Annotated in this window: 26 protein-coding genes and 1 pseudogene; 17 read left to right on the plus strand and 10 right to left on the minus strand. The window is 66.3% G+C overall.

Going from position 1 to position 24306, the window contains the following annotated elements:
• Positions 1-16: 16 nt before the first annotated feature.
• From IC608_RS17285 to ccoS, 12 genes are all read left to right on the plus strand, one after another.
• Entirely contained in the window at positions 17-550 is a 534-nt protein-coding gene (locus IC608_RS17285) for a YcnI family copper-binding membrane protein (RefSeq protein ID WP_191778106.1), read from the plus strand.
• A gap of 66 nt (positions 551-616) precedes the next feature.
• The gene (locus IC608_RS17290) at positions 617-2200 is read left to right on the plus strand and encodes a copper resistance protein CopC (RefSeq protein WP_191778107.1); all 1584 of its coding nucleotides are present in this window, start codon (positions 617-619) and stop codon (positions 2198-2200) included.
• Between the two features lie 88 nt (positions 2201-2288).
• Complete coding sequence (locus tag IC608_RS17295; RefSeq protein WP_191778109.1) at positions 2289-2717, plus strand: hypothetical protein; 429 nt, start codon at positions 2289-2291, stop codon at positions 2715-2717.
• Entirely contained in the window at positions 2710-3204 is a 495-nt protein-coding gene (locus IC608_RS17300) for a DUF2249 domain-containing protein (protein WP_191778111.1), read from the plus strand. The genes IC608_RS17295 and IC608_RS17300 overlap by 8 nt, the downstream gene beginning before the upstream one ends.
• Positions 3205-3386: 182 nt before the next feature.
• Positions 3387-5030, plus strand: coding sequence for a cytochrome-c oxidase, cbb3-type subunit I (ccoN, locus tag IC608_RS17305; RefSeq protein ID WP_191778113.1), 1644 nt, complete (start codon positions 3387-3389; stop codon positions 5028-5030).
• Between the two features lie 3 nt (positions 5031-5033).
• Positions 5034-5816, plus strand: a complete 783-nt coding sequence (gene ccoO, locus IC608_RS17310) for a cytochrome-c oxidase, cbb3-type subunit II (RefSeq protein WP_191778115.1) — start codon at positions 5034-5036, stop codon at positions 5814-5816.
• Positions 5817-5819: 3 nt separating this feature from the next.
• Complete coding sequence (locus tag IC608_RS17315) at positions 5820-5984, plus strand: cbb3-type cytochrome c oxidase subunit 3 (protein WP_191778117.1); 165 nt, start codon at positions 5820-5822, stop codon at positions 5982-5984.
• The gene (gene ccoP / locus IC608_RS17320; RefSeq protein WP_191778119.1) at positions 5981-6868 is read left to right on the plus strand and encodes a cytochrome-c oxidase, cbb3-type subunit III; all 888 of its coding nucleotides are present in this window, start codon (positions 5981-5983) and stop codon (positions 6866-6868) included. Before IC608_RS17315 ends, ccoP begins: the two co-directional genes overlap by 4 nt.
• A 1-nt stretch (position 6869) precedes the next feature.
• Complete coding sequence (locus IC608_RS17325) at positions 6870-7055, plus strand: hypothetical protein (RefSeq protein ID WP_191778121.1); 186 nt, start codon at positions 6870-6872, stop codon at positions 7053-7055.
• 21 nt (positions 7056-7076) lie between these two features.
• Positions 7077-7883 carry a DUF2189 domain-containing protein gene (locus tag IC608_RS17330; protein ID WP_191778123.1) on the plus strand — a complete coding sequence of 269 codons (807 nt, stop codon included), beginning with the start codon at positions 7077-7079 and terminating at the stop codon, positions 7881-7883.
• A 30-nt stretch (positions 7884-7913) separates the two neighbouring features.
• Positions 7914-10151, plus strand: coding sequence for a heavy metal translocating P-type ATPase (locus tag IC608_RS17335; protein ID WP_191778297.1), 2238 nt, complete (start codon positions 7914-7916; stop codon positions 10149-10151).
• Positions 10148-10288: a cbb3-type cytochrome oxidase assembly protein CcoS gene (gene ccoS, locus IC608_RS17340; RefSeq protein ID WP_191778126.1), complete on the plus strand. Its 141-nt coding sequence runs from the start codon at positions 10148-10150 to the stop codon at positions 10286-10288. The genes IC608_RS17335 and ccoS overlap by 4 nt, the downstream gene beginning before the upstream one ends.
• A gap of 36 nt (positions 10289-10324) precedes the next feature.
• On the opposite strand, the gene IC608_RS17345 is transcribed toward ccoS, so the two are convergent.
• Together IC608_RS17345 and IC608_RS17350 are read right to left on the minus strand one after the other, a co-directional pair.
• Positions 10325-11011, minus strand: a complete 687-nt coding sequence (locus IC608_RS17345; protein WP_191778128.1) for an NnrU family protein — start codon at positions 11009-11011, stop codon at positions 10325-10327.
• A 54-nt stretch (positions 11012-11065) separates the two neighbouring features.
• Entirely contained in the window at positions 11066-11503 is a 438-nt protein-coding gene (locus IC608_RS17350; protein WP_191778130.1) for a pseudoazurin, read from the minus strand.
• A gap of 215 nt (positions 11504-11718) precedes the next feature.
• On the opposite strand from IC608_RS17350, the gene IC608_RS17355 reads away from it, so the two are divergent.
• Complete coding sequence (locus tag IC608_RS17355; RefSeq protein ID WP_345890923.1) at positions 11719-12426, plus strand: Crp/Fnr family transcriptional regulator; 708 nt, start codon at positions 11719-11721, stop codon at positions 12424-12426.
• Here IC608_RS17355 and IC608_RS17360 read toward each other — a convergent pair.
• From IC608_RS17360 to IC608_RS17375, 5 genes are all read right to left on the minus strand, one after another.
• Positions 12385-12621, minus strand: a complete 237-nt coding sequence (locus tag IC608_RS17360) for a DUF1858 domain-containing protein (RefSeq protein WP_191778131.1) — start codon at positions 12619-12621, stop codon at positions 12385-12387. The two genes, IC608_RS17355 and IC608_RS17360, sit on opposite strands and share 42 nt — an antisense overlap.
• Positions 12622-12708: 87 nt before the next feature.
• Complete coding sequence (locus tag IC608_RS18375) at positions 12709-12837, minus strand: hypothetical protein (RefSeq protein WP_282568005.1); 129 nt, start codon at positions 12835-12837, stop codon at positions 12709-12711.
• Positions 12838-12946: 109 nt separating this feature from the next.
• Positions 12947-14179: an NnrS family protein gene (locus tag IC608_RS17365; protein ID WP_191778133.1), complete on the minus strand. Its 1233-nt coding sequence runs from the start codon at positions 14177-14179 to the stop codon at positions 12947-12949.
• A 181-nt stretch (positions 14180-14360) separates the two neighbouring features.
• Positions 14361-14798 (minus strand): plastocyanin/azurin family copper-binding protein, encoded by a 438-nt coding sequence (locus IC608_RS17370; protein ID WP_191778135.1) that lies wholly within the window; start codon positions 14796-14798, stop codon positions 14361-14363.
• Positions 14799-14897: 99 nt separating this feature from the next.
• Complete coding sequence (locus IC608_RS17375; protein ID WP_191778137.1) at positions 14898-15380, minus strand: hypothetical protein; 483 nt, start codon at positions 15378-15380, stop codon at positions 14898-14900.
• Positions 15381-15577: 197 nt separating this feature from the next.
• Here IC608_RS17375 and IC608_RS17380 point away from each other — a divergent pair, with 197 nt between their 5' ends.
• Positions 15578-17515 (plus strand): hybrid sensor histidine kinase/response regulator, encoded by a 1938-nt coding sequence (locus IC608_RS17380; RefSeq protein ID WP_191778300.1) that lies wholly within the window; start codon positions 15578-15580, stop codon positions 17513-17515.
• A 26-nt stretch (positions 17516-17541) separates the two neighbouring features.
• On the opposite strand, the pseudogene IC608_RS18240 reads toward IC608_RS17380, so the two are convergent.
• Positions 17542-17622: pseudogene (locus IC608_RS18240) on the minus strand (pyridoxamine 5'-phosphate oxidase family protein); the annotation flags it as partial.
• A 122-nt stretch (positions 17623-17744) separates the two neighbouring features.
• On the opposite strand from IC608_RS18240, the gene msrB reads away from it, so the two are divergent.
• Positions 17745-18149, plus strand: coding sequence for a peptide-methionine (R)-S-oxide reductase MsrB (gene msrB, locus IC608_RS17385; RefSeq protein ID WP_191778139.1), 405 nt, complete (start codon positions 17745-17747; stop codon positions 18147-18149).
• A 62-nt stretch (positions 18150-18211) separates the two neighbouring features.
• Here the strand turns inward: msrB and hrpB are convergent, their stop codons facing one another.
• Complete coding sequence (gene hrpB / locus IC608_RS17390) at positions 18212-20689, minus strand: ATP-dependent helicase HrpB (protein WP_248306479.1); 2478 nt, start codon at positions 20687-20689, stop codon at positions 18212-18214.
• 111 nt (positions 20690-20800) lie between these two features.
• On the opposite strand from hrpB, the gene IC608_RS17395 reads away from it, so the two are divergent.
• Entirely contained in the window at positions 20801-21706 is a 906-nt protein-coding gene (locus IC608_RS17395) for a DUF72 domain-containing protein (RefSeq protein WP_191778143.1), read from the plus strand.
• Positions 21707-21792: 86 nt separating this feature from the next.
• The gene (locus IC608_RS17400) at positions 21793-22659 is read left to right on the plus strand and encodes an aldose 1-epimerase family protein (protein ID WP_191778145.1); all 867 of its coding nucleotides are present in this window, start codon (positions 21793-21795) and stop codon (positions 22657-22659) included.
• Here IC608_RS17400 and IC608_RS17405 read toward each other — a convergent pair whose 3' ends face one another.
• Positions 22660-24171 (minus strand): helicase HerA domain-containing protein, encoded by a 1512-nt coding sequence (locus tag IC608_RS17405; protein WP_191778147.1) that lies wholly within the window; start codon positions 24169-24171, stop codon positions 22660-22662. It abuts the gene before it with no gap.
• Positions 24172-24306 lie beyond the last annotated feature (135 nt).

Here is a 24306-nt window from a genome sequence, read left to right on the forward strand (position 1 = left end):
TATTGCGGGAAATATCATGAAGACATTGACCTTAGCCGCCGTGAGTTCGGCGCTCCTTTTTGCTGCTGTGCTTCCGGCTTCTGCGCACATCACGCTGCAGGACAAGGCCTCGCAGCCGGGCGGCTCCTATCGCGCCACGCTGGTGGTCGGCCACGGCTGTGGGGATGCGGCGACAACGGCCGTGCGCATCCAGATCCCGGAAGGCTTCTACAACGTCAAGCCGATGCCCAAGGCCGGCTGGACTTTGGAGACGGTGACCGGAAAATACGAGAAGCCGTTCTCGAACCACGGTTCGGTGCTCGAGGAAGGGGTGACGGAAATCTCGTGGTCCGGCGGGGAGTTGCCGAACGCCTATTTCGACGAATTCGTCTTCCGCGGCACGTTCGGTCCTGATGTGTCCACGGAGGAGCCGTTCTACTTCCCCGTCATCCAGACCTGCGGCGACGCCGAGGATGCCTGGATCGACACCTCCGGAGACGAGGAGGCGGAGTTCCCCGCACCGTCCGTGACGTTGTCACCTGCCCAAGAGACGGGCGAACACCACCACTGAACCAGGATGCGCGTCGGGTGATGCCCGGGGCGCATCCTTTGCGGGAATACCCATTTGCGTCGCCTGATGACCCTCCTACTTGGCGCGGCTCTTCTGCTGATCGCCGGCGCGCTACCTGTGCTTGCCCACGCCGCGCTGGTCGGCACCAGTCCCCCCGATGGCGCTGTTCTCGAAAAAGCTCCTTCCGCGGTTGTCCTCCGCTTCAACGAACCGGTGAGCCCGCTCGCCGCAAGCCTGATCCTGCCGGCGGGGAAAGCGAGCGAGATCGACCTGCCTGCGTCGGCGGATAGTGAGGTCAGCCTAGAGCTGCCGCCCGGCCTTGGCACAGGAACACATGTCCTGAGCTGGCGTGCTGTCTCCGGAGATGGGCATCCCGTCGCCGGGACCACCGTCTTCTCCATCGGCGTGGTGCAGGCCGGCGCAGCCACAAGCCTGACCGCACCAAGTCATCCGGAGGTGGCGCCGCTGCTCTGGTCGGTGCGCATCGTGCTGTTTGTTGGCCTGTTCTTCGGAGCAGGCGGCGCGGCGTTTCGCAGCCTGTCTCCTGTGCTGCCGGCCGCCGCCCGGCGGTTCAGCATGGCGGCGACCGTCGCTGGCATCGCCGCCGCGACGCTGGTCATCGGCCTTCAGGGGCTCGATGTGACCGGCGGTGGGCTCCTTGGTCTGACCAGCACCGGAGTGTGGCAGGCGGGGTTGTCGACCGTCTATGGACAAACCAGCCTTGTCGCGCTTCTGGCCTTGGTGGTGTCGGTCTTTGGGTTGAATGCGCGGTCAGCGGCTGTCGCCGGGCCGGCGGGCGTCGTCGCCATCCTGCTCGTCGGGCTGGCCGTGTGCCTTAGTGGACACGCCAGTGCCGCGCACCCGCAATGGCTGATGAAGCCCGCTCTCTTCGTGCACATGGTCTGCATCGCCTGGTGGATCGGCGCGCTGTTGCCGCTGATCCTGCTTCTGCGGCAGCGGCACGCGGACGCCGTGCGGCCGCTGGTCCGGTTCTCGCATGCAATCCCCTACGCGATCGTTCCCCTGGTGGTCTCGGGCTGCATTCTGGCCGTGGTTCAGATGGGATGGCCGGGGCCCGCCTGGCTTTCGGGCTACGGGCTCATTCTTGGCGCCAAGCTCAGCCTGCTCGTGGTCCTGTTCGCCATCGCGAGCTGGAACCGATGGGTGTTGACGGCACCCGCGGTTGCGGGCGAACCCCGGGCGATCCGTCACATGCGCCGCGGCATCGGCGCCGAAATCATCCTGATCCTGCTCATTTTCGGGCTGGTCTCGGGCTGGCGATTTACGCCACCGCCCCGTGCCCTAGCCGAGGTGAGTGAAACCCAGAGCGCGTCCCTTCATTTGATGGGAGACGATGTGGAGGCGAACGTCACGGTCTCGCCCGCCACAGTGGGAACCAGCCGCCTGAGCGCGACGCTCACTGGGGAGGGCGGCGAGGCGCTCGGCGCAAAGTCCGTCCGTTTCGTCCTGACGCCAAGCTCTGGCGAGGTGGCGCCCACAACACGGCCCGCCGCCCTGACGCCGGCGGGGACATGGGAGGCGAGCGATGTCGTCTTGCCGCTGGCTGGGCTCTGGACGGTGCAGGTGGAAGTGCGGGTTACCGACTTCCAACTTGTCAAGCTCCACGGGGAAATCGAGGTGGCGCCCTAAAGGGCGGACCGAGTTTGATCTAGCGCAAAGTCGCCCTCGGCTTTGACACTATGGTGAGGCGAGCACCTATTCGTTCGCAGGACCTGCCGTGCAACATTGGACACCAAAGCTCGCGCAAGAGCGGACCGCGCCGACGGGCCTTCTCGACCCCACGCAACTGGCGGAGCTGCTGGTCATGGAGGTGCGGCACCACCCCCACTTCAACAATGTGCTGACCCATATCGGTGGGGGAGACTGGGCCCTGATCGAGCGCACCTTGTCGCGGCTCCTGACGCTGGATGATGATGCGCCGCTCACCCCATTTGAGGCGCGGGTGGTGTCGCTGCTTTGCGGCCAGCGGGGCGTCACGAGCAGGCTTATCGTGCCTTGGATGGCGGCAGTGCTGCGGCGATATGGCGCCGATGCGGGTGCCATCGAGCAGGCCTGGTTGAATTGGCATTTGGTTGAGATGGCCCAGCCGGTCAAATTTCGTGTTTCGGCCATGCGGGCTATCAGGCGCCGAGACGGCGATGAGTGAGGTTGATCGGGTCGAGATCGATGTTCGGCCAATGCTGGCCGCAGGGGGAGAGCCGTTTGGCGCGATCATGGCGGCCGTCAGGACGCTGACGCCTGGCCAGGGGCTGGTTCTGGTGGCGCCATTCAAGCCGGCGCCCCTGCTCAAGGTGATGGACGAAAAAGGCTTTACGGCCGACGTCGTCCAGTCCGGACCGGAGGAGTGGCGCGTCACGTTTACACCGAGATCACTCCGCCAGCCCGATCCGGCAGACCCGCTCGATTGGCCCGAGCCTGCGCGCTACCTCGACCTCAAGGAAGAGACTGACGAGGCCCTTGCGGGCATCGTGCTTGAGGAATTGGCCGCGATGGCATCGGGCGAGGTTCTCTACGTGGCCTTTCGCGGGCCGGTCGATCTCGTTGCCGCCCCGGTTCGGACGGCAGGGCACCGCCCCTATGGGATCGAACAGGGTGAAGGGGTGCAGATGATGATCCTGCGGAGCCGGCAGTAATGAGGCCTGGAGTCCGGCGAAGGGGAAATCATGCGACCGAACCGCACCGGCAGATCACAACGCTGGTGCAGATCACTCACACTTGCTTGAAACAGGCGACGAAGTATGCCTAGCTTTTCCGACGCGTTGGGCCGGAAACACAGCACGGGACCAGCGAAAAAATTGATTGAAGGCGGCGACTTATGATCTCGGGATTGACACGCGACGAGCGGGTGCAGGGCCTTGGCCTGCTCGCGGTAGTGGGCGCGGCCGGCCTGGTGCTGGCTGTTGCAGGGCGGTGGGACGCACTGGGGATACACGGCCTGCTGATCGTGCTCTGCTGCGCGCTTCTGGCAGGCTATGTGTTCTTCCGGCTTGGCGATCCCGAGCCGACCGAGGAGCGTCTTTCCAGGTATTATGACGACCCCACCAAGGTGGGCATCGCGCTCTCCATGGCCTGGGCGATTTTCGGGATGTTCATTGGGGTCTGGGTGGCATCGCAACTGGCCTGGCCCGATCTCACCTTCGGGCAGGCCTGGTCCAGTCTGGGCAGGCTCCGGCCGTCCCATACCACTGGCGTGATCTTCGGCTTTGGCGGCAATGCGCTGATCGCAACGTCGTATCACGTCGTGCAGCGCACGTCCCGGGCGCGCCTTGCGGGACATGTGAGCCCCTGGTTCGTGCTGCTCGGCTTCAACCTCTTCTGCCTTCTGGCCGTGACCGGCTATTCGATGGGCATCACCCAGTCGAAGGAATATGCCGAACCCGAATGGTATGCCGACATCTGGCTCGTGGTGGTCTGGGTCACCTATTTCGTGCTGTACCTGCGCACCCTGGCGCGCCGCAAGGAGCCGCACATCTACGTGGCCAACTGGTACTACCTGGCGTTCATCGTGGTGGTCGCCATCCTGCACATCTTCAACAACCTCGCCGTGCCGGTGAGCCTCGGCAGCTCCAAGAGCTACACCATCTGGCCGGGCGTGCAGGATGCCATGGTGCAGTGGTGGTACGGCCATAACGCCGTCGCCTTCTTCCTCACCGCCGGTTTCCTGGCGATGATGTATTACTACCTGCCAAAGCGCGCGGACCGGCCGATCTTCTCCTACCGCCTGTCGATCCTGAGCTTCTGGGGCATCACCTTCTTCTACATGTGGGCCGGCTCGCACCATCTTCACTACACGGCCCTGCCGCAATGGGTGCAGACATTGGGCATGACGTTTTCCATCATGCTGCTGGTGCCCTCCTGGGCCTCGGCGGGCAATGCGCTGCTGACGCTGCGGGGCGCCTGGCACAAGGTGCGGGACGATGCGACGCTGCGCTTCATGGTGGTCGCTGCCATCTTCTATGGCCTGTCGACGTTCGAAGGGTCGTTCCTCGCCATCAGACCGGTCAATTCGCTCTCGCACTATACCGACTGGACCGTCGGCCACGTCCACGCCGGTGCGCTGGGATGGGTGGCATTCATCACCTTCGGGTCGATCTATACGCTGGTGCCCAGCCTATGGGGCCGCGCGCGGATGTACTCCCCGGCGCTGATCGAGGTGCACTTCTGGCTCGCGCTGGCCGGGACCCTCGTCTACGTCTTCGCGATGTGGAACTCGGGCATCATCCAGGGCCTGATGTGGCGCACCTATACCGAGAGCGACACGCTTGCCTACACCTTCGTCGACACGCTGGTGGCCATGTATCCCTATTACATAGCCCGCGCCTTCGGAGGATTGCTCTTCCTTCTTGGAGCAATAGTGGGCTCCTTCAATATCTGGATGACGGTCAAGCGCGGACCAGTGGCTGTCGAAGCGGGGCGCGATCTGCCCGCCGCTGCTGTCGCACTGACGCCGGGAGAATAATCGATGGCTGAATTGTTTCACCGCAAGATCGAGCGGACGGCCATCGGCTTCGTGCTGGCCATCATCGCGGCGGCCAGCGTGGGCGGGCTCGTGGAAATCGCGCCGTTGTTCACCATCGACGACACCGTCGAGGACGTGGCCGACATGCGCGTCTACACGCCCCTCGAACTGGCCGGGCGCGACATCTATATCCGCGAAGGGTGCTATGCGTGCCATAGCCAGATGATCCGGACGCTGGCGGACGAGGTGGACCGCTATGGGCCGTATTCGCTCGCGGTCGAGTCGCAGTACGACCATCCCATGCAGTGGGGGTCCAAGCGGACAGGGCCGGACCTGGCGCGCATCGGCGGCAAGTACTCTGACGTGTGGCACGCCATGCACATGAACAATCCGCGGGATGTGGTGCCGCAGTCCAACATGCCGGGCTATCCCTGGCTGGCCACGACGCCACTCGACATCTCGGTGCTGCCGGCGAAGCTCTCGGCGCAGCGGGCGGTCGGTGTGCCCTACACGGACGAGATGATTGCCAATGCGGCGCGCGATGCGCAGGGACAGGCCACTCCGGACTCCGATGCGGCCTTCGAGGCCATGGAGCGGTATGGCGAGAAGACGCAGGTCAGTGCCTTCGACGGCATCACCACCCAGGTGACGGAGCTCGATGCCCTGATCGCCTACCTGCAGGTGCTGGGTCAGCTGACGCAGGCGGCCTATGTCGATACGGCCGCGCCCGAGGCCATGCCGGACGAAGACCCTGCGGGCGCTCCCGCGACCCAGGCGGAGCAGTAGAAGATGGCTTTCGAATACGAAGCGCTGACGGCGTTCTCCAAGAGCTGGGGCCTGTTCTACCTTCTGGCGATGGCGCTGGGCGTCCTCATCTACACCTTCTGGCCCTCCAACAAGAAGAAGTTCGATCATGCCAAGCATGCGGTGCTGCGCCGGGAGGACGAGCCATGAGTGAAGAAGTGGAAGTCGATCCCGTCACCGGCGAACAGACCACCGGCCATGAGTGGAACGGCATCAAGGAACTGGATACCGCGGTCCCGCGCGGCATCCTGATCTTTATCATCGTCACCCATCTGTTCGCGTTCGGCTATTGGGTCTTGATGCCGGCGTTCCCGATCGGCTGGACCTATACGAAGGGCTTGCTGGGCATCAATCAGCACGAGGTGGTGGAGCAGGCGTTGGTGCAACTGCAGGACGAGCGCGCCAGCTGGACGCAGAAGATCGACCAGTTGCCGTTTAACGAGATCCAGGCGGATCAGGCACTGATGACCAATGTCCGCGACAGCGGGCGGCAGCTGTTCGGCGACAATTGTGCGGCCTGCCACGGCCAGGATGCCAGAGGCCGCAGCAACTATCCCGACCTGACGGATGGGGACTGGCTCTGGGGTGACGGGTCGCCCGAAGCGATCGCCGAGACGTTGCGCGTCGGCATCAACTCCGGCCACGCCGAAACGCGCATGGCGCAGATGCCGGCCTTCGGCCGCGATGCCATCCTGGATCGCCAGCAAGTGCGTCAGGCCGCGCTCTACATCTATTCGCTCAGCCATCCCGACGCCTCGACCCCCGAGAATATCGACCAGATCGAGGGTGGCCGGACGGTCTTTGCGGACAATTGCGCGGGCTGCCACGGCGAAAATGCGCAAGGCGACCGCGAGGCGGGTATCCCCAACCTCACCGACCAGTACTGGCTCTATGGCGGGGACCTCGAGACCATCATCGAGACCATCCATGGCGGTCGCGCCGGCCACATGCCGACCTGGGACGAGCGTTTGACGCCAACGGAGATGAAGACGTTGGCTCTCTATGTCCATGATCTGGGTGCAGGGGCGCCTTAGAATGGCATGGGTGCTTCGTCCAAAAGTCGTGGGAGTGACCATCGCCGTTCTCGTGGTGGCCATTTTCGTCGCGGCAAACGCGCACTTCTTTTTCGTCGCCTTCCAGTCTCAGCCCGACTGCATCGAGCATGTGAAACGGGGCGAGGGCGGGGAAGGCAAATTTGCCGCGGCGTCCCCCGCGTGCTGAGTGTCTGTTGAGGAGGGCACCATGAGTGCGACTGCTGGCAAGTACGGGCTGCTGACGCAGACCTCGGGGGTCGAAAAGACGCAAGACCCGAAGTTCCAGAAACACCTGCCCATCAGCGCCGTCTTCGGATGGCTGGGTGCGGGCTGGCGGGACCTGGCGCGGCAGCCGGTTCTCAGCCTCTTTTATGGCTTCCTGGTATTTGCCGTTTCGGTGGTAGTGGTCTGGACCATGTTCACCCTGGGGTGGGACTACGTGCTGTTCCCGGCCCTCTCAGGCTTCATGATCATCGGCCCGGTGTTTGCCGTGGGGCTTTACGAAAAGAGCCGGGCGCTTGAGGATGGCCGCAAGACCAGCCTCGACCAGATGCTCTTTGCGCGCTCAAAATCGGGCGCGCAGGTGCTGTTCGCGGGGGTGCTGCTGGCGCTGCTCATGCTGCTCTGGATGCGGGCGGCGGTGCTGCTTTATGCGCTGTTCTTCGGCTACCGTGCATTCCCTGGCTTCGAGCATATGCTCGGGCTCCTGGTGGGCAGTCCCGCGGGCTGGGGCCTGCTCGTCACCGGTTCGGCCGTGGGGGGGCTTTTTGCGGCACTCGGGTTTGCCCTGAGCGCCTTTTCCATACCCATGCTGCTCAACGAGCGGAGCGACGCCATCACCGCGATGGGCCTCAGCTTCAAGCTCGTCTGGAACAACCTGCCGGTGATGCTGGCCTGGGGTGCCGTCGTGCTCCTGCTCATGGCCCTCTCGCTCGCCACCGCACTTGTGGGGCTCATCATCGTGTTCCCCTTGCTCGGCCATGCCACCTGGCACGCCTACAAAGCCATCCGCTAGACGGGAAAGGCGCTCGACGTGAACGCGTCCATGGGCATTTCGCCCACTCTAGAGCGGGAGGCGTCGGAGCTTCTGCTGGCCAGCCGCCTCGACAAGAATGGGCTGCAGCGGACCGAACTGTCGGTGCCGGACGTTCATTGCGGCGCCTGTATCCGCAGGGTCGAGAAGGTTCTCGGGGCCTTGCCGGGCGTCGAGCAGGCGCGGCTTAACCTCTCGACGCGCAGGGCCACCGTGCACTGGACGGGCGACCAACCGCCGCCGCTGAGGGCTGCGCTCGAAAAGGCCGGGTATCCAGCGACCTATGTGGATGATGTGCCGGAGGCAAAGGACCCCGAACTCGGCCGGCTGGTTCGGGCTCTCGCCGTGGCCGGCTTTTCGGCCAGCAACATCATGCTGCTGTCGGTTTCGGTGTGGTCGGGTGCCGATCCCGAGACGCGGCAGGTGTTTTACTGGATTTCTGCGGCGCTGGCGCTGCCCACGCTGCTCTATTCGGGCCGCATCTTCTTCGCATCGGCCTGGAAAGCGCTGCGGCACGGGCGCACGAACATGGACGTCCCCATCTCCATCGGGGTAGTGCTGGCCTTTGCCCTCAGTCTCTTCGAGACCCTGACGCATGGCGACCACGCCTATTTCGACGCTGCGGTCACGCTGCTGTTTTTCCTGCTGATCGGCCGCACGCTCGACCACATGATGCGCGAGCGGGCCCGAACCGCGGTGAAGGGTCTGTCCAAACTCGCCGCCCGCGGTGCCACGGTGGTTCAAGAGAACGGCAGCACGAGCTACGTGCCCATCGCAGACGTTCGCCCCGGCATGGACCTGCTCATCACATCGGGCGAGCGCATTCCGGTCGATGGGACGCTCGAGGAGGGGATTTCGGAGCTCGATGTGTCGATGGTCACCGGCGAAAGCGCCCCGCTGACCGTCGGACCCGGGGCCGATCTGCGGGCGGGCACGCTCAATCTTGGGGCGCCCATCCGGATGAAGGCGACGGCTGCCGCCTCGGACTCGTTCCTTGCCGAAATGGTGCGGCTCATGGAGGTGGCTGAGGGCGGGCGCGCCCGCTACCGGCGGATCGCCGACCGCGCCGCTCAGCTCTATTCTCCGGTTGTTCACCTCACGGCGCTCCTGACGTTCGCCGGCTGGATGGTCGTCAATGGCGACTGGCATCACTCGATCAGCACGGCCATCACGGTGCTGATCATTACCTGCCCCTGTGCCCTTGGCCTTGCCGTGCCCATCGTGCAGGTGATGGCGGCACGCCGGCTGTTCGAACTGGGTGTCATGGTCAAGGATGGCTCCGCCCTGGAACGGGTGTCGGAAGTCGATGCCGTGGTGCTCGACAAGACCGGAACCATGACCCTGGGCAAGCCGGTGCTCGTCAACCGGTCGGACATCGCGCCCGCGGCGCTCGCCATTGCCGCCAGCCTTGCGGCCTATTCATCGCACCCCATTTCCCGGGCGCTGGTCGCAGAGAAGCCGCCGCAGCCTGTGCCGGTCATCCTGACCGCGATCAGCGAGAGCCCCGGCAATGGCGTCGAGGCACAATCGGCGAACGTCACCTATCGGCTGGGCCGCGCCGGCTGGGCGTTGGGGAGTGAGCCAGGTGCCGCGATGCCGGCGGGCACGGTTCTCGCGCGGGATGGCGAGCTCCTGGGGCGCTTCGACTTTTCGGACCGGCTGAGGAGCGACGCCAAGGCTGCGGTGGCTGCGTTGCGGGCGATGGGGCTTCCGGTGACGGTGGTGTCCGGGGACAGGGACGAGATTGTCGCCAGGGCCGCAGCTGAAGTCGACGCTTCCGGCCATGTGGCCGGCGTGCTGCCCGCGGAGAAGCTGGCTTACCTCGAAAAGGCCAAGGCGGAGGGGCGCAAGACGCTGATGGTTGGTGACGGCCTCAACGATGCTCCTGCCCTTGCGGGCGCCCATGTGTCGATGGCGCCGGCCAGTGCGGCCGATGTGGGCCGCAATGCGGCCGACTTCGTCTTCCTGCGGGAAGGACTTTCGGCCATACCGCACACCATTGCCGTGGCGACGGCCAGCGGCCGGCTTATCCGCCAGAACCTCGGCTTCGCCGTGCTCTATAATGCCGTGGCCGTGCCGCTCGCCATTCTGGGCTATGTGACGCCGCTCGTTGCGGCCCTCGCCATGTCGGCTTCATCGATTGTCGTGGTGGCCAACGCGCTGCGGCTGCCAGCACCGGCGGGCGCTCGTCCGGCTGCCTCCGCGAGGGAAGATGCCGTGCCGGCCTCCAACCTGGCGGCCGCGGAATGAGCGTGCTCCTGGTCCTTGTGCCGGTTGCGATGGGGCTCGGTTTCCTGGGGCTCGGGGCGTTTCTGTGGTCGATGAAGAGCGGCCAGTACGACGACATGGATGGCGCAGCGGAGCGGATCCTGCACGACGACGACTGAGCCTTTGCCGGGTCGCTGCCGCCCCGCCCGAGCGCGCTAGAGGGGCAGCGCGGGCACACCGATCAGGGCCTCATGCAGCATGGCTGCCAGGAGAGCGAGGGCGACACCGCCAAGCCCCAGCAGCACAAGGCGCGGCGTCAGCCATGACAGGCCGCGGGGCCACTGCAGCCAGCGGTAGCGGGAGGCCAGATCGGCCCACACGGCGTCGCCCAGACGGCGGCGGGCGCGTTTGTCTACCGCCCACATGCCGGCCAGCGAGAAGACCAGGAAGGTGCCAAAAAGAATGAGGTGCGCCAGGTCTCCATTGGGCACCATGTGTGCCAGGGACCAGAGGGCGAGGGCCACAAGAACCGGGTGACGCGTGATGGCGACAATGCCGGGTCGGGCCGGATCAAAGGCGGCGCGGCTTGGCGAGAGAGACAGGGGATTGGGTGTGGCAAGACCAAGAAGGCCGAGCGCAAAGGCCAGCGGCACGACCATTGCCGGTACGAGCCGCTGCCATTCCTCGAAAGGCCAAACCTCGACATAAGGTGCATCGGCGGCGGCGCGGATAAGAAACCCCAGGACGGCCAGCGACAGCGATGAATAAAGGACGATGTACACTCGCTTGCCGAGCAGCGAGATCAGGCGGGAGCGCACTGCGGGGCGGGAGGGAATGACATGGGAGCCCATGAAGGCACCCATGGCGGCCGTGAACAGAGCCCAGGCGGTAAAATCGTTCATGCGCTTGCCAGGTGGTGCGGCCGGGTGCCTGCAGCACCCAGCCGCCGCTGGTTCCTACTCTTCGACGGTGGCCAGAGCGGCGTCGAGGCGCTCGCGGGCCTTCGGGGGCAGCTTGGCATCCTCTACCGCTTCGAGGTTTGTCGCCTCGTCGACGACGATCGCTGCGACCATGCCCATGCCGAAATGGGGCGCGCACTTGACACCATAGACGCCCGGCACGGTGAAGGTGACGGCGATCTCCTTGCCCATCTGGCCTTTGAAGGTTTCGCCCCCATCAGGGAGAATGTCCTTGATGGTTTCGGCGTTGTGGCCCTTGTCCGTGGGGATGAAGGTGACGGTGTCGCCAGCGGCGATTGTCGTCAGGGCCGGCTCGAAGACCATGTTGCCGTCGGCGCCCTTGTTGAGCATGTGGACTTCAAAGTTCGCGGCATAGGCGGGCACTGCAAAGGCAGTGAGAAGGGCGGCGACTGCGGTGATGCGAAGGGCGTTCATTTCAGGTCTCCAATATCGAGATGCAATTGGTTCGCATCTCCTGATGAGGGTTCTCCCTCATCCATGCCATAGTCTCTTTGATCTGTAGCAAACGCAGAGCCCTTGGGGCGTGTGATGCGGGCAGACAAATTGTCTCACCTCCAAGAAAGCCCGATCCCGGTTGTGTTTTGGAGCGCGTGCTGGCACGAACGGACCAGGCGAGCGGGAGAGGCGACGTGAATCGATCAGAACTCGGCGGGGTCCGCCTGCAGGGTGTGTTCGAAAACCTGAGCGACCAGCAGGTCGATGCCGTGCTCGCGGCTGCCATCGTCCGGCGCCACGAGCCCGGAGAGGTGGTGTTTGAGCAGGGGGAGGAGGCCAGCTGGTTCTTCATCCTGCTGTTCGGGCGCCTGCGGGTGACGCAGGTGACGGCCGAAGGGCAGCAGGTCATCGTGCGGATGGTCAATCCGGGTGATCTCTTCGGCATTGCCAAGGCCCTCAACCGCACCGACTATCCAGGCACCGCGACGGCGGTGAGCGCCAGCGCGGCGCTGGTGTGGCCGATGTCGGTTTGGAGCGATTTCGTGGCCCAGTACCCCGGGTTTGCGCAAGGGGCGATGGAGACCATGGGCATCCGGCTGCAGGAGGCGCATACGCGTATGCGCGAGCTGGCGACCGAGGAGGTGGAGCGCCGCGTGGCCCACGCCGTGCTTCGGCTAGGCAATCAAGCCGGAAAGAAGGAGAAGGACGGCATTCGCATCGACTTCCCCATTTCCAAGCAGGACATCGCCGAAATGACCGGAACCACGCTGCACACGGTGTCGCGCATCCTGACGGCGTGGGAGAACGGCGGTCTTGTCGTGTCCGGTCGGCAGAAGCTGCTTCTGACCGATCCGCACCGGCTATTGCTCATCGGCGACGGTGTCGTGCCGGGGCTGCTCTAGCCCGATCACGTAAGCCAGTTCCGCCTGCAGATGTTTCAGGCTCCTGCCATGCTCGCGCGCGGCGTCCTCGAGCGTATGGAACGGCCCGATCGGGCAGCCGACGCAGCGCATGCCGTGCTCGAGGAACACGCCGACCGTTGCGGGCCAGCGGTCCATGATCTGCTTGACGCTGAGGGTGTCGAACTCGGTGCACATGAGATCCTCCATGATCCAAAATGCACCGGCCAGCCGGCAGCGTCTTTGCGCAATCGCAAGGAGGGTGAACCTCTCCCCGGCGTGCGCCTAGAATACGGTGGCGGCGACGGCGAAGAGGCTGAGCGCCAAGGCGATCAAGCTGGGGATGATGACCCCCAGCCCGGAGGCGTAGGCGGCGGTCGAGAGGACTTCGGAGGGAATTCTTGGCTTGTTCATTGTCTTTCTCCTGCTCCATTCAGACGTAGTCGCGTCGGGCTCATAGTCAAGACAATCGGCGCAGCGCTACGAAGTTGCAATGGCCTGAGCGCGGCTGCGACCGCCTGCCTCAGCCGCCGTCCTTGCCGCGCTTGTAGGGCAGGTCTTTCCTGGTGCGGAGCAGGGGCGGGGCGTATTCGAGGAGGAACAGCGCGAAGGCCAGCATCCAGAGGGCACCGGCTGCAGAGACGAGCTCCAGATAGAATTCGGGCACAAAGGCCACGAGCGGGCGCACCAGGGCAGCCGCGGCCATGGCCGAATAGGCGGTGACGGTCAGGGGGCCGGCGTGGAGGGGGAGGCCGGTGTGGCCCCTGGTGGCGCGGGTCATGACCGCGAGCGTCATGGTGCCGATGGTGCCGACGGTCAGCACGTGCAGGGCGGAGACCGGGTCCATGAGCCCCCAGGCGGCTGCCGCTGCGGCAAAAAAGCCAAGAACCAGAAAGCCATAGCCGAGGTGGAGGATGAGGACGAGGCGCTCCGCGGCGGCGTACCAGCCGCGCCAGCGCCAGAGCCGGACGGCGTGGACGGCGCCTGCGATGGACAGAAATGCGCCGGTTACGAGGCCCTCGGGCACGAAAATCCAAGTCCAGAAAGATGCCAATGCAATACCAATTGCGACCGCGTCAAACCGACTGTGCGGCTGCGGGAAGGTGGTCATGCCATTGCGGGCCACCCAGTTGCGGGTGAAGCTGGGGATGATGCGGCCGCCGATGATGGCGATGAGCAGGCAATAGGCCGCGATGGCCAGGCGCGAGGGGAGAGAGATGTCGCCCGTCGTCAGCGCCGAATAGTGGAAGGCAATATTGGCGGCAGAGAGGGCGAACAGGGCGGCCAGAACCTTGAGGTCCTTCCACTTCTTGCCCGCCGTGACTTCCCGCGCGCAGATAACGAGGAGAAGCGGGAGAAAGGCCGCATCGACGAGGACGGACCAGATGGGCCTCAACACATCGGGCGCGAAGAGCGCCAGGCGGCCGGCGAACCAGACCAGGAACAGCGCGAGGAGCGGCGTGCCCGAGACCGGCAGACGGCCCGTCCAGTTTGGCACGGCGGTCAGGAGGAACCCGGCCAACGCCGCGCTGGAATAGCCGAACAGCATTTCATGGGCGTGCCAGGTGAGCCCGCCCAGCGTGCCCCCCACTTCCACGAGGCCAGAGACGTGCGCGATCCAGAGGGCCATGGCCAGGACGCCCCAGCACCCGGCGGCGAGGAAGAAGGGGCGGAAGCCATAGGACAGGATAACGGGGCCGGTTCGGCCGAGACCGCGGGGAACGGGTTCTCGACGACTTGCTGCAGTTTCGGTCATGGCGGGGCCTTGGCTTGTTGGCTGAACGGAAAGCCGCGGCCTTTCTTGTGGGCTGGCGGTGCGAAGACCTGCGGCTGGATCAAAGACAGTGCCGCCCGCCGGGCTTCGGGGGGACGGCACTTCAGCAGTGGCATGGCCACCGGGTCGGGGTGCCGGGCCGGAGGCCCGGGCGGCGCCGCTGCTACTGCTGCGATGCCGCCATGGCATCCAGGCGCAGATGCGCGGCGCTGGGCGCGCGGGTAAAATCGAGATCCGGGATTGCCGCGTCGCCCACGAGGATCAGCCCCACCATGCCGTCAGCATAGTGCGCCTTGCTCTTGAACCCATAGACGCCTGGCGTGGCGAAGTTGACGGTGATCTTCTCTCCCGCCTCGCCCTTCACCCTGGCTGCGCCCTCAGGCAGCAGGCCCTGGATGGTTTCGATGTTGAGGGTCTTGTCCTGGGGGATGAAGGTCACGGTGTCGCCCACGGCGACCCTGGCCAGTGCCGGTTCGAACACCATTTCGGCGCCGTCGGTGCCCAGCTTGGTTACGAGCACCTGAACATCGGCTGCAGACGCCGAGACCGCAGCTCCGGCGAGCATGCTGGCTGCCAAGAGCATCGTCATCCACGTTTTCATTTTGAATCTCCTTGGTCGCGGGATCGCTGACCCGCTGCCCAGGGTCCTATGCCTTTGAGGGGCGGTCCTCTTTGATGCGGAACAAAGTGAAGCGATGTTTCAAGAAGTGGGGGTTTTGAGGGACTCAGCGGCAGGGGACTGCAGCCCCCGCGCGCGTGCCAGGTCGAACAGTTCGCCCTCGAGCGCAATCCGCCGCCGGATGGCCAGAAAGAGGCTGCGCGCCATGAAGCCCAGCGCTTCGTCGCAGGCAGGATGAGCGCCGCCAGCCATCGTCATCAGGATCTCCTCGAGGTCTTCGGCGTAGGAGGCGTCTTCTTCGACTTCCCTCAGCAGGCGGCGGGCGGTGGGACCGAAGTCATCGAGGGGCGAGAGACTCGGGCTCCGGGTGAGGCATTGGAATAGAACCTGCCCCGCCGCGGTCGCGGAGGCCATCGTGCTGTGCAATTGGCGAGCGACTTGAGACAGGGTCTGCGGGCTGACCGGTGCGGCAAGGCTGTCGGCAAGCCGCTCCAGATCATCGCAAAGTCGTCGCTGCTGGTCGTGCACGCGCGAGACGGTCTGGGCGTCAGAGCCTTCGATCATGCCGGTGCCTCCTGTGGAGGACGATCCTTGCCCAATCGGGGAGGCGATGACTTTGCGCTGGATCAAAAGTGTAGTTGGGCACCCGGGGACAATCGCAAAGCCTATGGCGCTGGCCGCCGATGACATATGATATGTCGCGGCAACGATGCTTCCCTTAGGCGATTGGCATGACGGACTACAGGGTGGACCACAGCGTCATGACGGAACAGAGCGCCTGGGCGGGCGTGGATGAGCAGAACGCGCGATATCGGCTGCTCATCGAGGCGATCACCGACTACGCCATCTACATGCTTGATCCGGAAGGACGGGTGGCGACCTGGAACGCCGGCGCGGAGCGGATCAAGGGATATCGGGCCCAAGAGATCATCGGCCAGCATTTCTCGGTTTTCTACACCCCAGAGGATCGCGCGGGTGGCCTGCCGGAACGCGCCCTGGCGCGGGCGACGGAGGAAGGCCGGTTCGAGCTCGAAGAGTGGTGCGTGCGCAAGGATGGCACGCGCTTCTGGACCAGCGTGGTCATCGACGCCATCCGCAGCCCAACGGGGCAGTTGCTCGGCTTTGCCAAGGTGACGCGGGACCTCAGCGAGCGCAAGCGGGCCGAGCAGGCGCTGGCCAGCAGCGAGGAGCAGTTCCGGCGGCTGGTGACGAACGTCACCGATTACGCCATCTACATGTTGAGCCCGAGCGGCGAAGTCAGCAGCTGGAACATGGGCGCCGAGCGCATCAAGGGATATCAAGCCGACGAAATCATCGGGCAGCACTTTTCGCGCTTTTATCCCGAGGAAGACCGGCTTGCCGGCAAACCCGAGCACGGCCTCCAGACGGCGCGGCAGCAGGGGCACTTCCATTCCGAAGGCTGGCGGGTGCGCAAGGATGGCTCGCGCTTCTGGGCGAGCGTGGTTATTGACGCGATTTACGACGATGCAGGAGAGTTGGTCGGCTTTGCCAAGATCACCCGCGACGTCACCGAGAAAATGGAACAACAAAAGCGGCTGGACCAGACGCGCGAAGAGCTGTTCCAGGCGCAGAAGCTGGAAGCAATCGGCCAGCTGACGGGCGGGGTGGCCCACGATTTCAACAATCTGCTCATGGTGGTGCTGGGGAGCCTCGAGGCGCTGGAACGGCGCCTGACGCTGGAGGAGCGGGATGCGCGGCTGCTCGAAAATGCGACGCAGGCGGCGCAACGCGGCGCCAAGCTGACGCAGCGCATGCTGGCCTTTGCGCGCAAGCAGGAGCTGGAGCAGAAGGCCGTCGACCTGCCCGACCTCGTGCGGGGGATGAGCAACCTGCTGGGGCGGACGCTCGGGCCCTCCATCCTGATCGAAACGCGTTTCCCGCTCGGCCTGCCGGCGGTGCTCGCCGACCCCAACCAGATCGACTCGGCGCTCCTCAACCTTGCCGTCAACGCGCGGGATGCCATGCCCGAGGGTGGGACGCTGATCATCGGTGCGCGCGCGGCCGCGCTCGACAACACGATCGGCCGGCTGCCGGCGGGCAATTATGTGTGCCTTTACGTCGAGGACACGGGCGAGGGCATGGACGAAGCGACCCTGGCGCGGGCGGCCGACCCGTTCTTTACCACCAAGGGAATCGGCAAGGGCACCGGCATGGGTCTGTCCATGGTGCAGGGGATTGCCGAGCAATCGGGCGGCCGCATAGTGATTCGCAGCCGCAAGGGCGTGGGGACGACCGTCGAAATCTGGCTCAAGGCCGTGGACACCCCAACAACGGCAGAGGAACCGGCCGAGGTGGCGCCCGAAGCGCCGGCCCAAGCAGGGCGCTCGCTGCGGGTGCTGGCGGTGGACGATGATGCGCTGGTGCTGATGAATACGGTGATGATGCTCGAGGACCTCGGCCACCAGGTGATCGAGGCGCATTCGGGCGACAAGGCCCTGAGCGTGCTCGAAACGGATCGGGACATCGACCTGGTCATTACCGACCAGGCCATGCCGCGTATGACCGGGCTCGATCTTGCCACGGCCATCGGCAAGCGCTGGCCGGGGACGCCGGTGGTTCTGGCGAGCGGCTATGGCGAAATCGACGACGTGCGCTCGCTGACCCTGCCGCGGCTGGCCAAGCCGTTCGGCCAGACCGAGCTGCAGCGCGTCATTGCCCGGGCCCTCGAAGCGGGCTGACCGGGTCGGTTACCATCTGCTGGCTTGGCCCGCTCGGGCCAGGCGCGATCGTAACCGTCGCCGCCGACGCGGTTCTGCGTCATGGCGGCCAGGATCTGGCCCGGCGTGATGGAAATGCGACTGGGATTGGCGTGTAACTGACCCTATATTGAAGCCGAATAACAGATCGACAAAGTCAGAGATGCCGCCTTGCCCCTTCCAGGTGAGGCCGGCGAGAAGGAGTTGAGCCATGGATGCGCATGCCTATCCCGTTACCCGCACCGAGGCGGAATGGCGCCAGAAGCTGACGCCGGAACAGTTCCGCATCATGCGCGAGCATGGCACCGAGCAACCGGGGAGCTGCGCACTGCTGCACGAGACGCGGCAGGGATCGTTTTCCTGCGCCGGATGCGACACTGCGCTGTTCCAGTCGACGCTGAAATTCGAAAGCGGCACGGGCTGGCCGAGCTTCAACGATCCGGTTCCCGGCTCGGTGGAGACGACGACCGATCGCAGCTTTGGCATGGTGCGCACCGAAGTGCACTGCGCCACCTGCGGCAGCCATCTGGGACACGTCTTCCCCGATGGTCCCCCACCGACCGGGCTGCGCTACTGCATCAATGGCGTGGCGCTGAATTTCACGCCGATAGATTAGGTGGGAGCCCCGGATTTTCCGGGGCTTTTTGTTGGGCTGGTGGGGGTGGGCTGGCATGAGCCCTAGGTGCCGCGGGGCTTGGCGCGGCTGGTGGCGGGGGCGGCGAGGGGATCGTCGGGCCAGGGGTGGCGCGGATAGCGGCCCTTGAGGTCCCTGGCCACATCCTTCCACGAGCCGCGCCAGAAGCCGGGCAGGTCGCGCGTGGTCTGGATGGGGCGATGGGCGGGAGACAACAGCACGAGAAGCAGCGGGACACGGCCGCCGGCAATAGTGGGGTGCCGGTCGAGGCCGAACAATTCCTGCACCCGCACTTCGAGGGCAGGGCCGTTTTCGGCGGCATAGTCGATCGGCAGATGACTGCCGGAGGGGGCGTGGAAGTGGCTGGGCAGCAGGCGGTCCATCTCCTGACGCTCGGACCAGGGCAAAAGCGCGTCGAGCGCGGAACCCAGGTGCTGCGCCGAGATGGCGGCGAGGCGCGTTTCTCCCACGATGTGTGGCGTGAGCCAGGAGGGGTCGGCCGCAAGGGCGGCGTCGGAGAGGTCGGGCCAGCTTCCGCCCAAGGTCTGCGAGAGATAGGTGGCGCGGGCGCGCAGCGCCTTTTGCTCCTTGCTCCAGGGCAGGGCTTCGGGACGCTGGATGGCGGCCTTTGCCAGGAGCGCGGCAGCGGCTTCGAAATCGGTGATGGCGGCTGTGTCGTCGGCGAGGCGCAGGGCATCGAGCCGGCGCTGGCGGCGGGCGCGCACCGAGCCGGTGGCGGCGTCGAAGGCCAGCGTGGTCTGGCTGCTCATCCGGCTGGCAAAGAGGGTTTCCAGGTCTTCGGCATCGAGCGCCGCTGCGGCGCGAATGCGGCCCTGGGTGGCGCTGCCGGTGAGATCGGCCACCACCAGGTAGGGACTGGCGGAAAGCGCATGGGTTTCGTCGAGCTGGGCCTGACGGCCATTGGCGAGACGGAAGCGGCCTCGCGGTCCGGCCGCCTGCGCCACGCGATCGGGGAAAGCGCGGGCCAGGTGCTGGCCGACGTCGGGCACCGAACCTGTAGAGCCCTCGGATCGCGCCCGAGGGTGACGATCGGCGGAGGTAGCCAGTTTTGACCACCGCGCCGCCAAGCCACGGGCGTCGTCGGCGCGGCGGGAGCGGTCGGCGCGGAAGCGCTCGATCCGGCGGGCGAGATCGAGGTCGTCGCCGCCAAGACCGCGTTCGCCCATGAGGACGGCGAGTTCGGCCGCGGTCCCCGCATCGCCGTCTTCGGCGCCGGCGAGGATCATGTGGGCCAGGCGCGGGTGCAGCGGCAGGCGCGCCAGGGCGCGGCCAGCCGGGGTCAAATGCCCCTTGTCATCGAGCGCCGCCAGACGCTGCAGGAGGGCATTGGCTTCGGCCCAGGCTGGCGCCGGTGGCGGATCGAGGAAGGCGAGCTGGGCGGGATCGGTCACGCCCCACGAGGCGAGATCGAGCACGAGACCGTTGAGATCGGCGGAGAGGATTTCGGGCGTGTCGAAGGGCTCCAGCGCCGCCGTCTGGCCTGCATTCCAGAGGCGAATGCAGACGCCGGGGCTGGTGCGGCCGGCGCGGCCGCGGCGCTGGTCGGCGCCGGCGCGTGAAACCCGCCGCGTGGCGAGGGTGGTGAGGCCGGTGGACGGTTCGTAAACAGGAACCCGCTTAAAGCCGCTGTCGATGACGATGCGGATGCCCTCGATGGTGAGCGAGGTTTCCGCGATGGACGTCGCCAGCACCACCTTGCGCCGGCCCGGCGGGGCCGGCTCGATGGCGGCATCCTGTTCCCTCGTGCCGAGCTGGCCATAGAGCGGGGCAAGATCGGTATCGGCAGGCAGGCGGCCGGCGAGGCGTTCGGCGGTGCGGGTGATTTCGCCCTGACCGGGCAGGAACACCAGGACCGAGCCCTCGTGTTCGCGCAGTGCGGCAAGGGTGGCCGCAGCGATCTGATCTTCGAGGCGCTGCAACGGGTCGGGCTCGCGATGGATGGTTTCGACCGGATAGGTGCGGCCGGGGCTGTCGATGACCGGGGCATCCCCCAGAAGCCGGGCGACGCGCGCGCCGTCGATGGTGGCGGACATGACGAGGAGCCGCAGATCGGGGCGGAGCGCACGGGCGTCGAGCGCCAGCGCCAAGCCCAGATCGGCATCGAGGCTGCGCTCGTGGAACTCGTCGAACAGCACGGCGGCAGTGCCGGTCAGTTCAGGGTCGTCGAGCAGCATGCGGGTAAAGATGCCTTCGGTGACCACTTCGATGCGCGTCCGGGTGGAGATTTTGCTTTCCATGCGGACGCGGTAGCCCACGGTCTGCCCGACATCCTCGCCGAGCAGGCGGCTCATCTGCCGCGCGGCGGCGCGCGTGGCGAGGCGCCGGGGCTCGAGCATGACGATGCGGCCCTCGTTCCGCCAGGGCGCGTCGAGCAGGGCAAGCGGCACGCGCGTCGTCTTGCCGGCGCCGGGCTGGGCGACGAGGACGGCGCTTGTGCCCTGGTCCAGCGCCTCGGCGAGAGCGGGTAGGGCAGCGTCTATGGGCAGGGCGGGCCAGGACATGGCTGCGGACATATCGAGTGCGCGGCCAAAGGGGAAGGGTGTTGCGGGCGCGGGCTGCTGTGCCCGGTGCCATCGCCGGCAACGCGGACGAGTGCCGGACGTTTTACCCGCATGGACAAGCGTGGCCAGATCAGGATCGGCGTTTCGGGGTGGACCTATGCGCCCTGGCGCGGGGCGTTCTATCCTCAGGGGCTGGCGCAGAAGAAGGAACTCGCGTTTGCAGCGGCGACGTTCAACGCGCTCGAAATCAACGGCACGTTCTACGGCATGCAGACGCCCAAGGCTTTTCGAAGCTGGGCTGCGGCAGTGCCGGACAATTTCGTCTTCGCCGTCAAGGGGCCGCGCTACCTGACGCACATGCTGCGGCTCAAGGAGCCGCAGGCGCCGCTTGCCAATTTCCTCGCCTCGGGGCCGCTGGCGCTGGGGGACCGGCTGGGGCCGCTGCTGTGGCAGTTTCCCGAGCGGTTCCGGTTCGACGCGGACCGGATCGAAGCCTTCCTTGCCATGCTGCCGCGGGACACCGTGGACGCCGCCGAGCTGGCGCGGCGGCACGACGGGCGGCTGCGGGCCCGTGCCGACTATGGCGACGGGGTGCGCCGGCCGGTGCGCCACGCGATGGAAATCCGGCACGAAAGCTTCAAGGATTCCGCTTTCCTCGCGCTGTTGCGCCGCTATGGCGTCGCGTTGGTCTGCGCCGACACGGTAGACTGGCCGCTGCTGATGGATGTCACGGCCGACTTCGTCTACTGCCGCCTGCATGGCTCGACCGAGCTCTACAAATCCGCCTACGAGCCGGAGGCGCTCGACCGATGGGCCGAGCGCGTGCGGCACTGGAGCCGGGGTGAGGCGACGGACGGCAACTTCGTCGGCGGCCCCACGGCGGACGGGCGGGCGCGGGACGTTTTCGTGTTCTTCGACAACACCGACAAATTGATGGCGCCGGGCGATGCCAGGGGGCTCATGGAGCGGCTGGGCGTGGTCTGGCGGCCGGCAGAGGGGGAGGGGGCCGCAGGCTGAGGAAGCCGCGCGTTTTGCCGTTCTCCTGGTCGGGCGAAGCGGTTATGGTCGCCGCCGAAATCGTTTCCGACTGGCCGGAGAGGCGCATGCAACTGACCCGAATCGCCAATGGTGATCTCACCGTGGACGTCGCAGCCCTGGGTGCGGAAATGCAGTCCATCCAGACGCGCGATGGCCGGCACTGGCTGTGGCACGGCGATGCGCGGTTCTGGACCGGCCGGTCCCCGGTGCTCTTTCCCATGGTGGGGCGGGCGCCGAACGACACGGTCAGCATCGACGGGCAACGCTTCCAGATGGCGCAGCACGGCTTTGCCCGGCGCAGCAATTTCGACCTGGTGCTGGAGGAGAGCGATCGCTGCCGGTATCGGCTCGAGGCCTCCGAGGCGAGCCGGGCGCTCTACCCGTTCGCCTTCCGGCTCGACATCGAGCACCGGCTGGTGGGACGATCGGTGGTGGTGACGGCGGAGGTGACCAACAAGGACCATCGCCTGATGCCCTATGGCATCGGCTTCCACCCCGCCTTCGCCTGGCCCCTGCCGGGCGCCGGGGACCAGCCGCACCAGGTGGTGCTGGACAGCGGCGACGATCCGGCGCTGCGGCGGCTCTCCGGGGGGCTGCTCGATCCTCGTCCGCTGCCCTCGCCGTTCGAAGCCGGTCGGTTGACGCTCGACCACCAGCAGTTTGCGGACGACGCGATGATCTTTCCCGAGGGAGCCGGGGCGGGGCTGCGCTACGGGCCGCAAGACCGGCCGCAGGTGCATTTTACGTGGGACAACCTGCCCAATCTGGCGCTGTGGACCAAACCGGGAGCCGAGTTCATCTGCCTCGAGCCCTGGCACGGCACGGCGGCCTATGCGGGCGGTACGGACGCGCTGGCGGAGCGGCCCTATTCCGAGCTTCTGGGCCCGGGCGCGACCGGGCGCTACAGCTTCACGGCCGAACTGATCGGGTGATCATTCGGCCGCTGGGCGGTCCTCGACCAGGGCATCGGGTCCGTTCGGATCGCCCGGCGCCGTTTCCGCGCCGAGATCGGGGAAGGCGGCGATGCGCTGGCCGCGGAAATCGGTGCGGAGGACGATGAGGCCACGCTCCTCGAACCAGGTGAGGAGGCGCCGGGCGCGGCTGGCAGAATGGGTGCCATAGAGCCGGGCAAGGGTTGCGTCGGATGGGCAGGGGGCGCCTGTCAGTGCGGCCTGGGCGATGACGAGGAACACGCCCTGCACGTCGTCGGTGAGGGTCTCGGAGAGGGTGAGCGCCTGCTGCCAGCCATCGGAGCTAGCGGTTTCTTCGTCGGGAGCGACCCGGGCGATGGCGAGGAGACGCTTGAAGGCGGGCAGGGCCGGCGGCTCGCCCGGCACGCGGCGGATGCGGCAGCGCACGAGGAAATCCTGATAGAGCACGGCCGTGGTGCGGAAGCCCGCATCAGGATCGCTCATCAATTCGACCATCACGGCCTTGATCATGGCCTCGCGCTCGGCCGCGTCGATCTCGGGAAACAGCGAGGCGGGTTCGCTCGGCGCCTCGGCGCGGGCGCGCGCGACCTGGGCCAGCAGATCGTTGGTCGAAGGCGGCGGCGGCGGGGGTGGGCGCCGCACCGCGGGGCGGCTCAGCTCCTCGGGGTCCTGGGTGAAAATCAGGTCCGCGGCGTCAGCCGGGGCCTCGGGGAGCGGGGTGAGCTTGGGGCTGGTGGAGCGGGCCGAGGTTTCCACGGCGCCGATGACGATGGGCAGGGGGCGGCGCGACAGGGCCGGGCCGAGGGCCACGAAATGGCCGCGCTCGAGGTCTCGGAACTGCTCGGCCTGGCGCCGGTCCATGCCCAGAAGATCGGCGGCGCGAGCCATGTCGATGTCGAGAAAGGTGCGGCCCATGAGGAAGTTGGAGGCTTCCGCCGCGACGTTCTTGGCTAACTTGGCGAGGCGCTGGGTGGCGATGACGCCGGCCAGGCCGCGCTTGCGGCCACGGCACATCAGATTGGTCATGGCCCCGAGCGAGAGCTTGCGCGCTTCATCGGACACCTCGCCGGCCGCGGCGGGAGCGAAGAGCTGGGCTTCGTCGACCACCACGAGCACCGGATACCAGAAATCGCGGTCGGCATCGAACATGCCGCCAAGGAAGGCGGCGGCAGCGCGCATCTGCTGCTCGGCGTCCAGCCCCTCGAGATTGAGGACCACCGAGACGCGGTGCTGGCGCACGCGGGCGGCGATGCGGGTCAACTCGTTTTCGGTGCGGGTCGCGTCGACGACAAGGTGCCCGAAGCGGTCGGACAGGGTGACGAAATCGCCTTCAGGATCGATGACGCATTGCTGCACCCATGGGGCGGACTGTTCGAGCAGGCGGCGCAGCAGGTGGGACTTTCCAGAGCCGGAATTGCCCTGGACGAGAAGGCGCGTCGCCAGGAGCTCCTCGAGATCCATGCGCGCGGCGCCGGCGCCCCGGCTTTCTCCCATGTCTATGGCAACCTGCATCGTGTCTCCGGCTGGACGCGTTGGCACCCCAGCGGCAGACCGAACGCACAACACCCTTGTTGGTTAGGAGACTGTTAGCACTTCGCGCAGCGATTCGGGGATCAGGCTGCGAAGTTGTGGAAAGGCGTGTGGATA

It is taken from the genome of Devosia oryzisoli (assembly GCF_014837245.1).
GTDB lineage: Bacteria > Pseudomonadota > Alphaproteobacteria > Rhizobiales > Devosiaceae > Devosia > Devosia oryzisoli.

Coding starts and splice junctions, on each gene's coding strand:
- IC608_RS17300 (WP_191778111.1), top strand. CDS start 2,710: ATGAGTGAGGTTGATCGGGTCGAGATCGATGTTCGGCCAATGCTGGCC.
- IC608_RS17365 (WP_191778133.1), bottom strand. CDS start 14,179: ATGACCGAAACTGCAGCAAGTCGTCGAGAACCCGTTCCCCGCGGTCTC.
- IC608_RS17360 (WP_191778131.1), bottom strand. CDS start 12,621: ATGTGCACCGAGTTCGACACCCTCAGCGTCAAGCAGATCATGGACCGC.
- IC608_RS17335 (WP_191778297.1), top strand. CDS start 7,914: ATGGGCATTTCGCCCACTCTAGAGCGGGAGGCGTCGGAGCTTCTGCTG.
- IC608_RS17290 (WP_191778107.1), top strand. CDS start 617: ATGACCCTCCTACTTGGCGCGGCTCTTCTGCTGATCGCCGGCGCGCTA.
- IC608_RS17405 (WP_191778147.1), bottom strand. CDS start 24,171: ATGCAGGTTGCCATAGACATGGGAGAAAGCCGGGGCGCCGGCGCCGCG.
- ccoO (WP_191778115.1), top strand. CDS start 5,034: ATGGCTGAATTGTTTCACCGCAAGATCGAGCGGACGGCCATCGGCTTC.
- ccoP (WP_191778119.1), top strand. CDS start 5,981: ATGAGTGAAGAAGTGGAAGTCGATCCCGTCACCGGCGAACAGACCACC.
- ccoS (WP_191778126.1), top strand. CDS start 10,148: ATGAGCGTGCTCCTGGTCCTTGTGCCGGTTGCGATGGGGCTCGGTTTC.
- IC608_RS17325 (WP_191778121.1), top strand. CDS start 6,870: ATGGCATGGGTGCTTCGTCCAAAAGTCGTGGGAGTGACCATCGCCGTT.
- IC608_RS17370 (WP_191778135.1), bottom strand. CDS start 14,798: ATGAAAACGTGGATGACGATGCTCTTGGCAGCCAGCATGCTCGCCGGA.
- IC608_RS17330 (WP_191778123.1), top strand. CDS start 7,077: ATGAGTGCGACTGCTGGCAAGTACGGGCTGCTGACGCAGACCTCGGGG.
- IC608_RS17345 (WP_191778128.1), bottom strand. CDS start 11,011: ATGAACGATTTTACCGCCTGGGCTCTGTTCACGGCCGCCATGGGTGCC.
- IC608_RS17400 (WP_191778145.1), top strand. CDS start 21,793: ATGCAACTGACCCGAATCGCCAATGGTGATCTCACCGTGGACGTCGCA.
- IC608_RS17375 (WP_191778137.1), bottom strand. CDS start 15,380: ATGATCGAAGGCTCTGACGCCCAGACCGTCTCGCGCGTGCACGACCAG.
- IC608_RS18375 (WP_282568005.1), bottom strand. CDS start 12,837: ATGAACAAGCCAAGAATTCCCTCCGAAGTCCTCTCGACCGCCGCCTAC.
- hrpB (WP_248306479.1), bottom strand. CDS start 20,689: ATGTCCTGGCCCGCCCTGCCCATAGACGCTGCCCTACCCGCTCTCGCC.
- IC608_RS17395 (WP_191778143.1), top strand. CDS start 20,801: ATGGACAAGCGTGGCCAGATCAGGATCGGCGTTTCGGGGTGGACCTAT.
- IC608_RS17380 (WP_191778300.1), top strand. CDS start 15,578: ATGACGGAACAGAGCGCCTGGGCGGGCGTGGATGAGCAGAACGCGCGA.
- ccoN (WP_191778113.1), top strand. CDS start 3,387: ATGATCTCGGGATTGACACGCGACGAGCGGGTGCAGGGCCTTGGCCTG.
- IC608_RS17285 (WP_191778106.1), top strand. CDS start 17: ATGAAGACATTGACCTTAGCCGCCGTGAGTTCGGCGCTCCTTTTTGCT.
- IC608_RS17350 (WP_191778130.1), bottom strand. CDS start 11,503: ATGAACGCCCTTCGCATCACCGCAGTCGCCGCCCTTCTCACTGCCTTT.
- msrB (WP_191778139.1), top strand. CDS start 17,745: ATGGATGCGCATGCCTATCCCGTTACCCGCACCGAGGCGGAATGGCGC.
- IC608_RS17315 (WP_191778117.1), top strand. CDS start 5,820: ATGGCTTTCGAATACGAAGCGCTGACGGCGTTCTCCAAGAGCTGGGGC.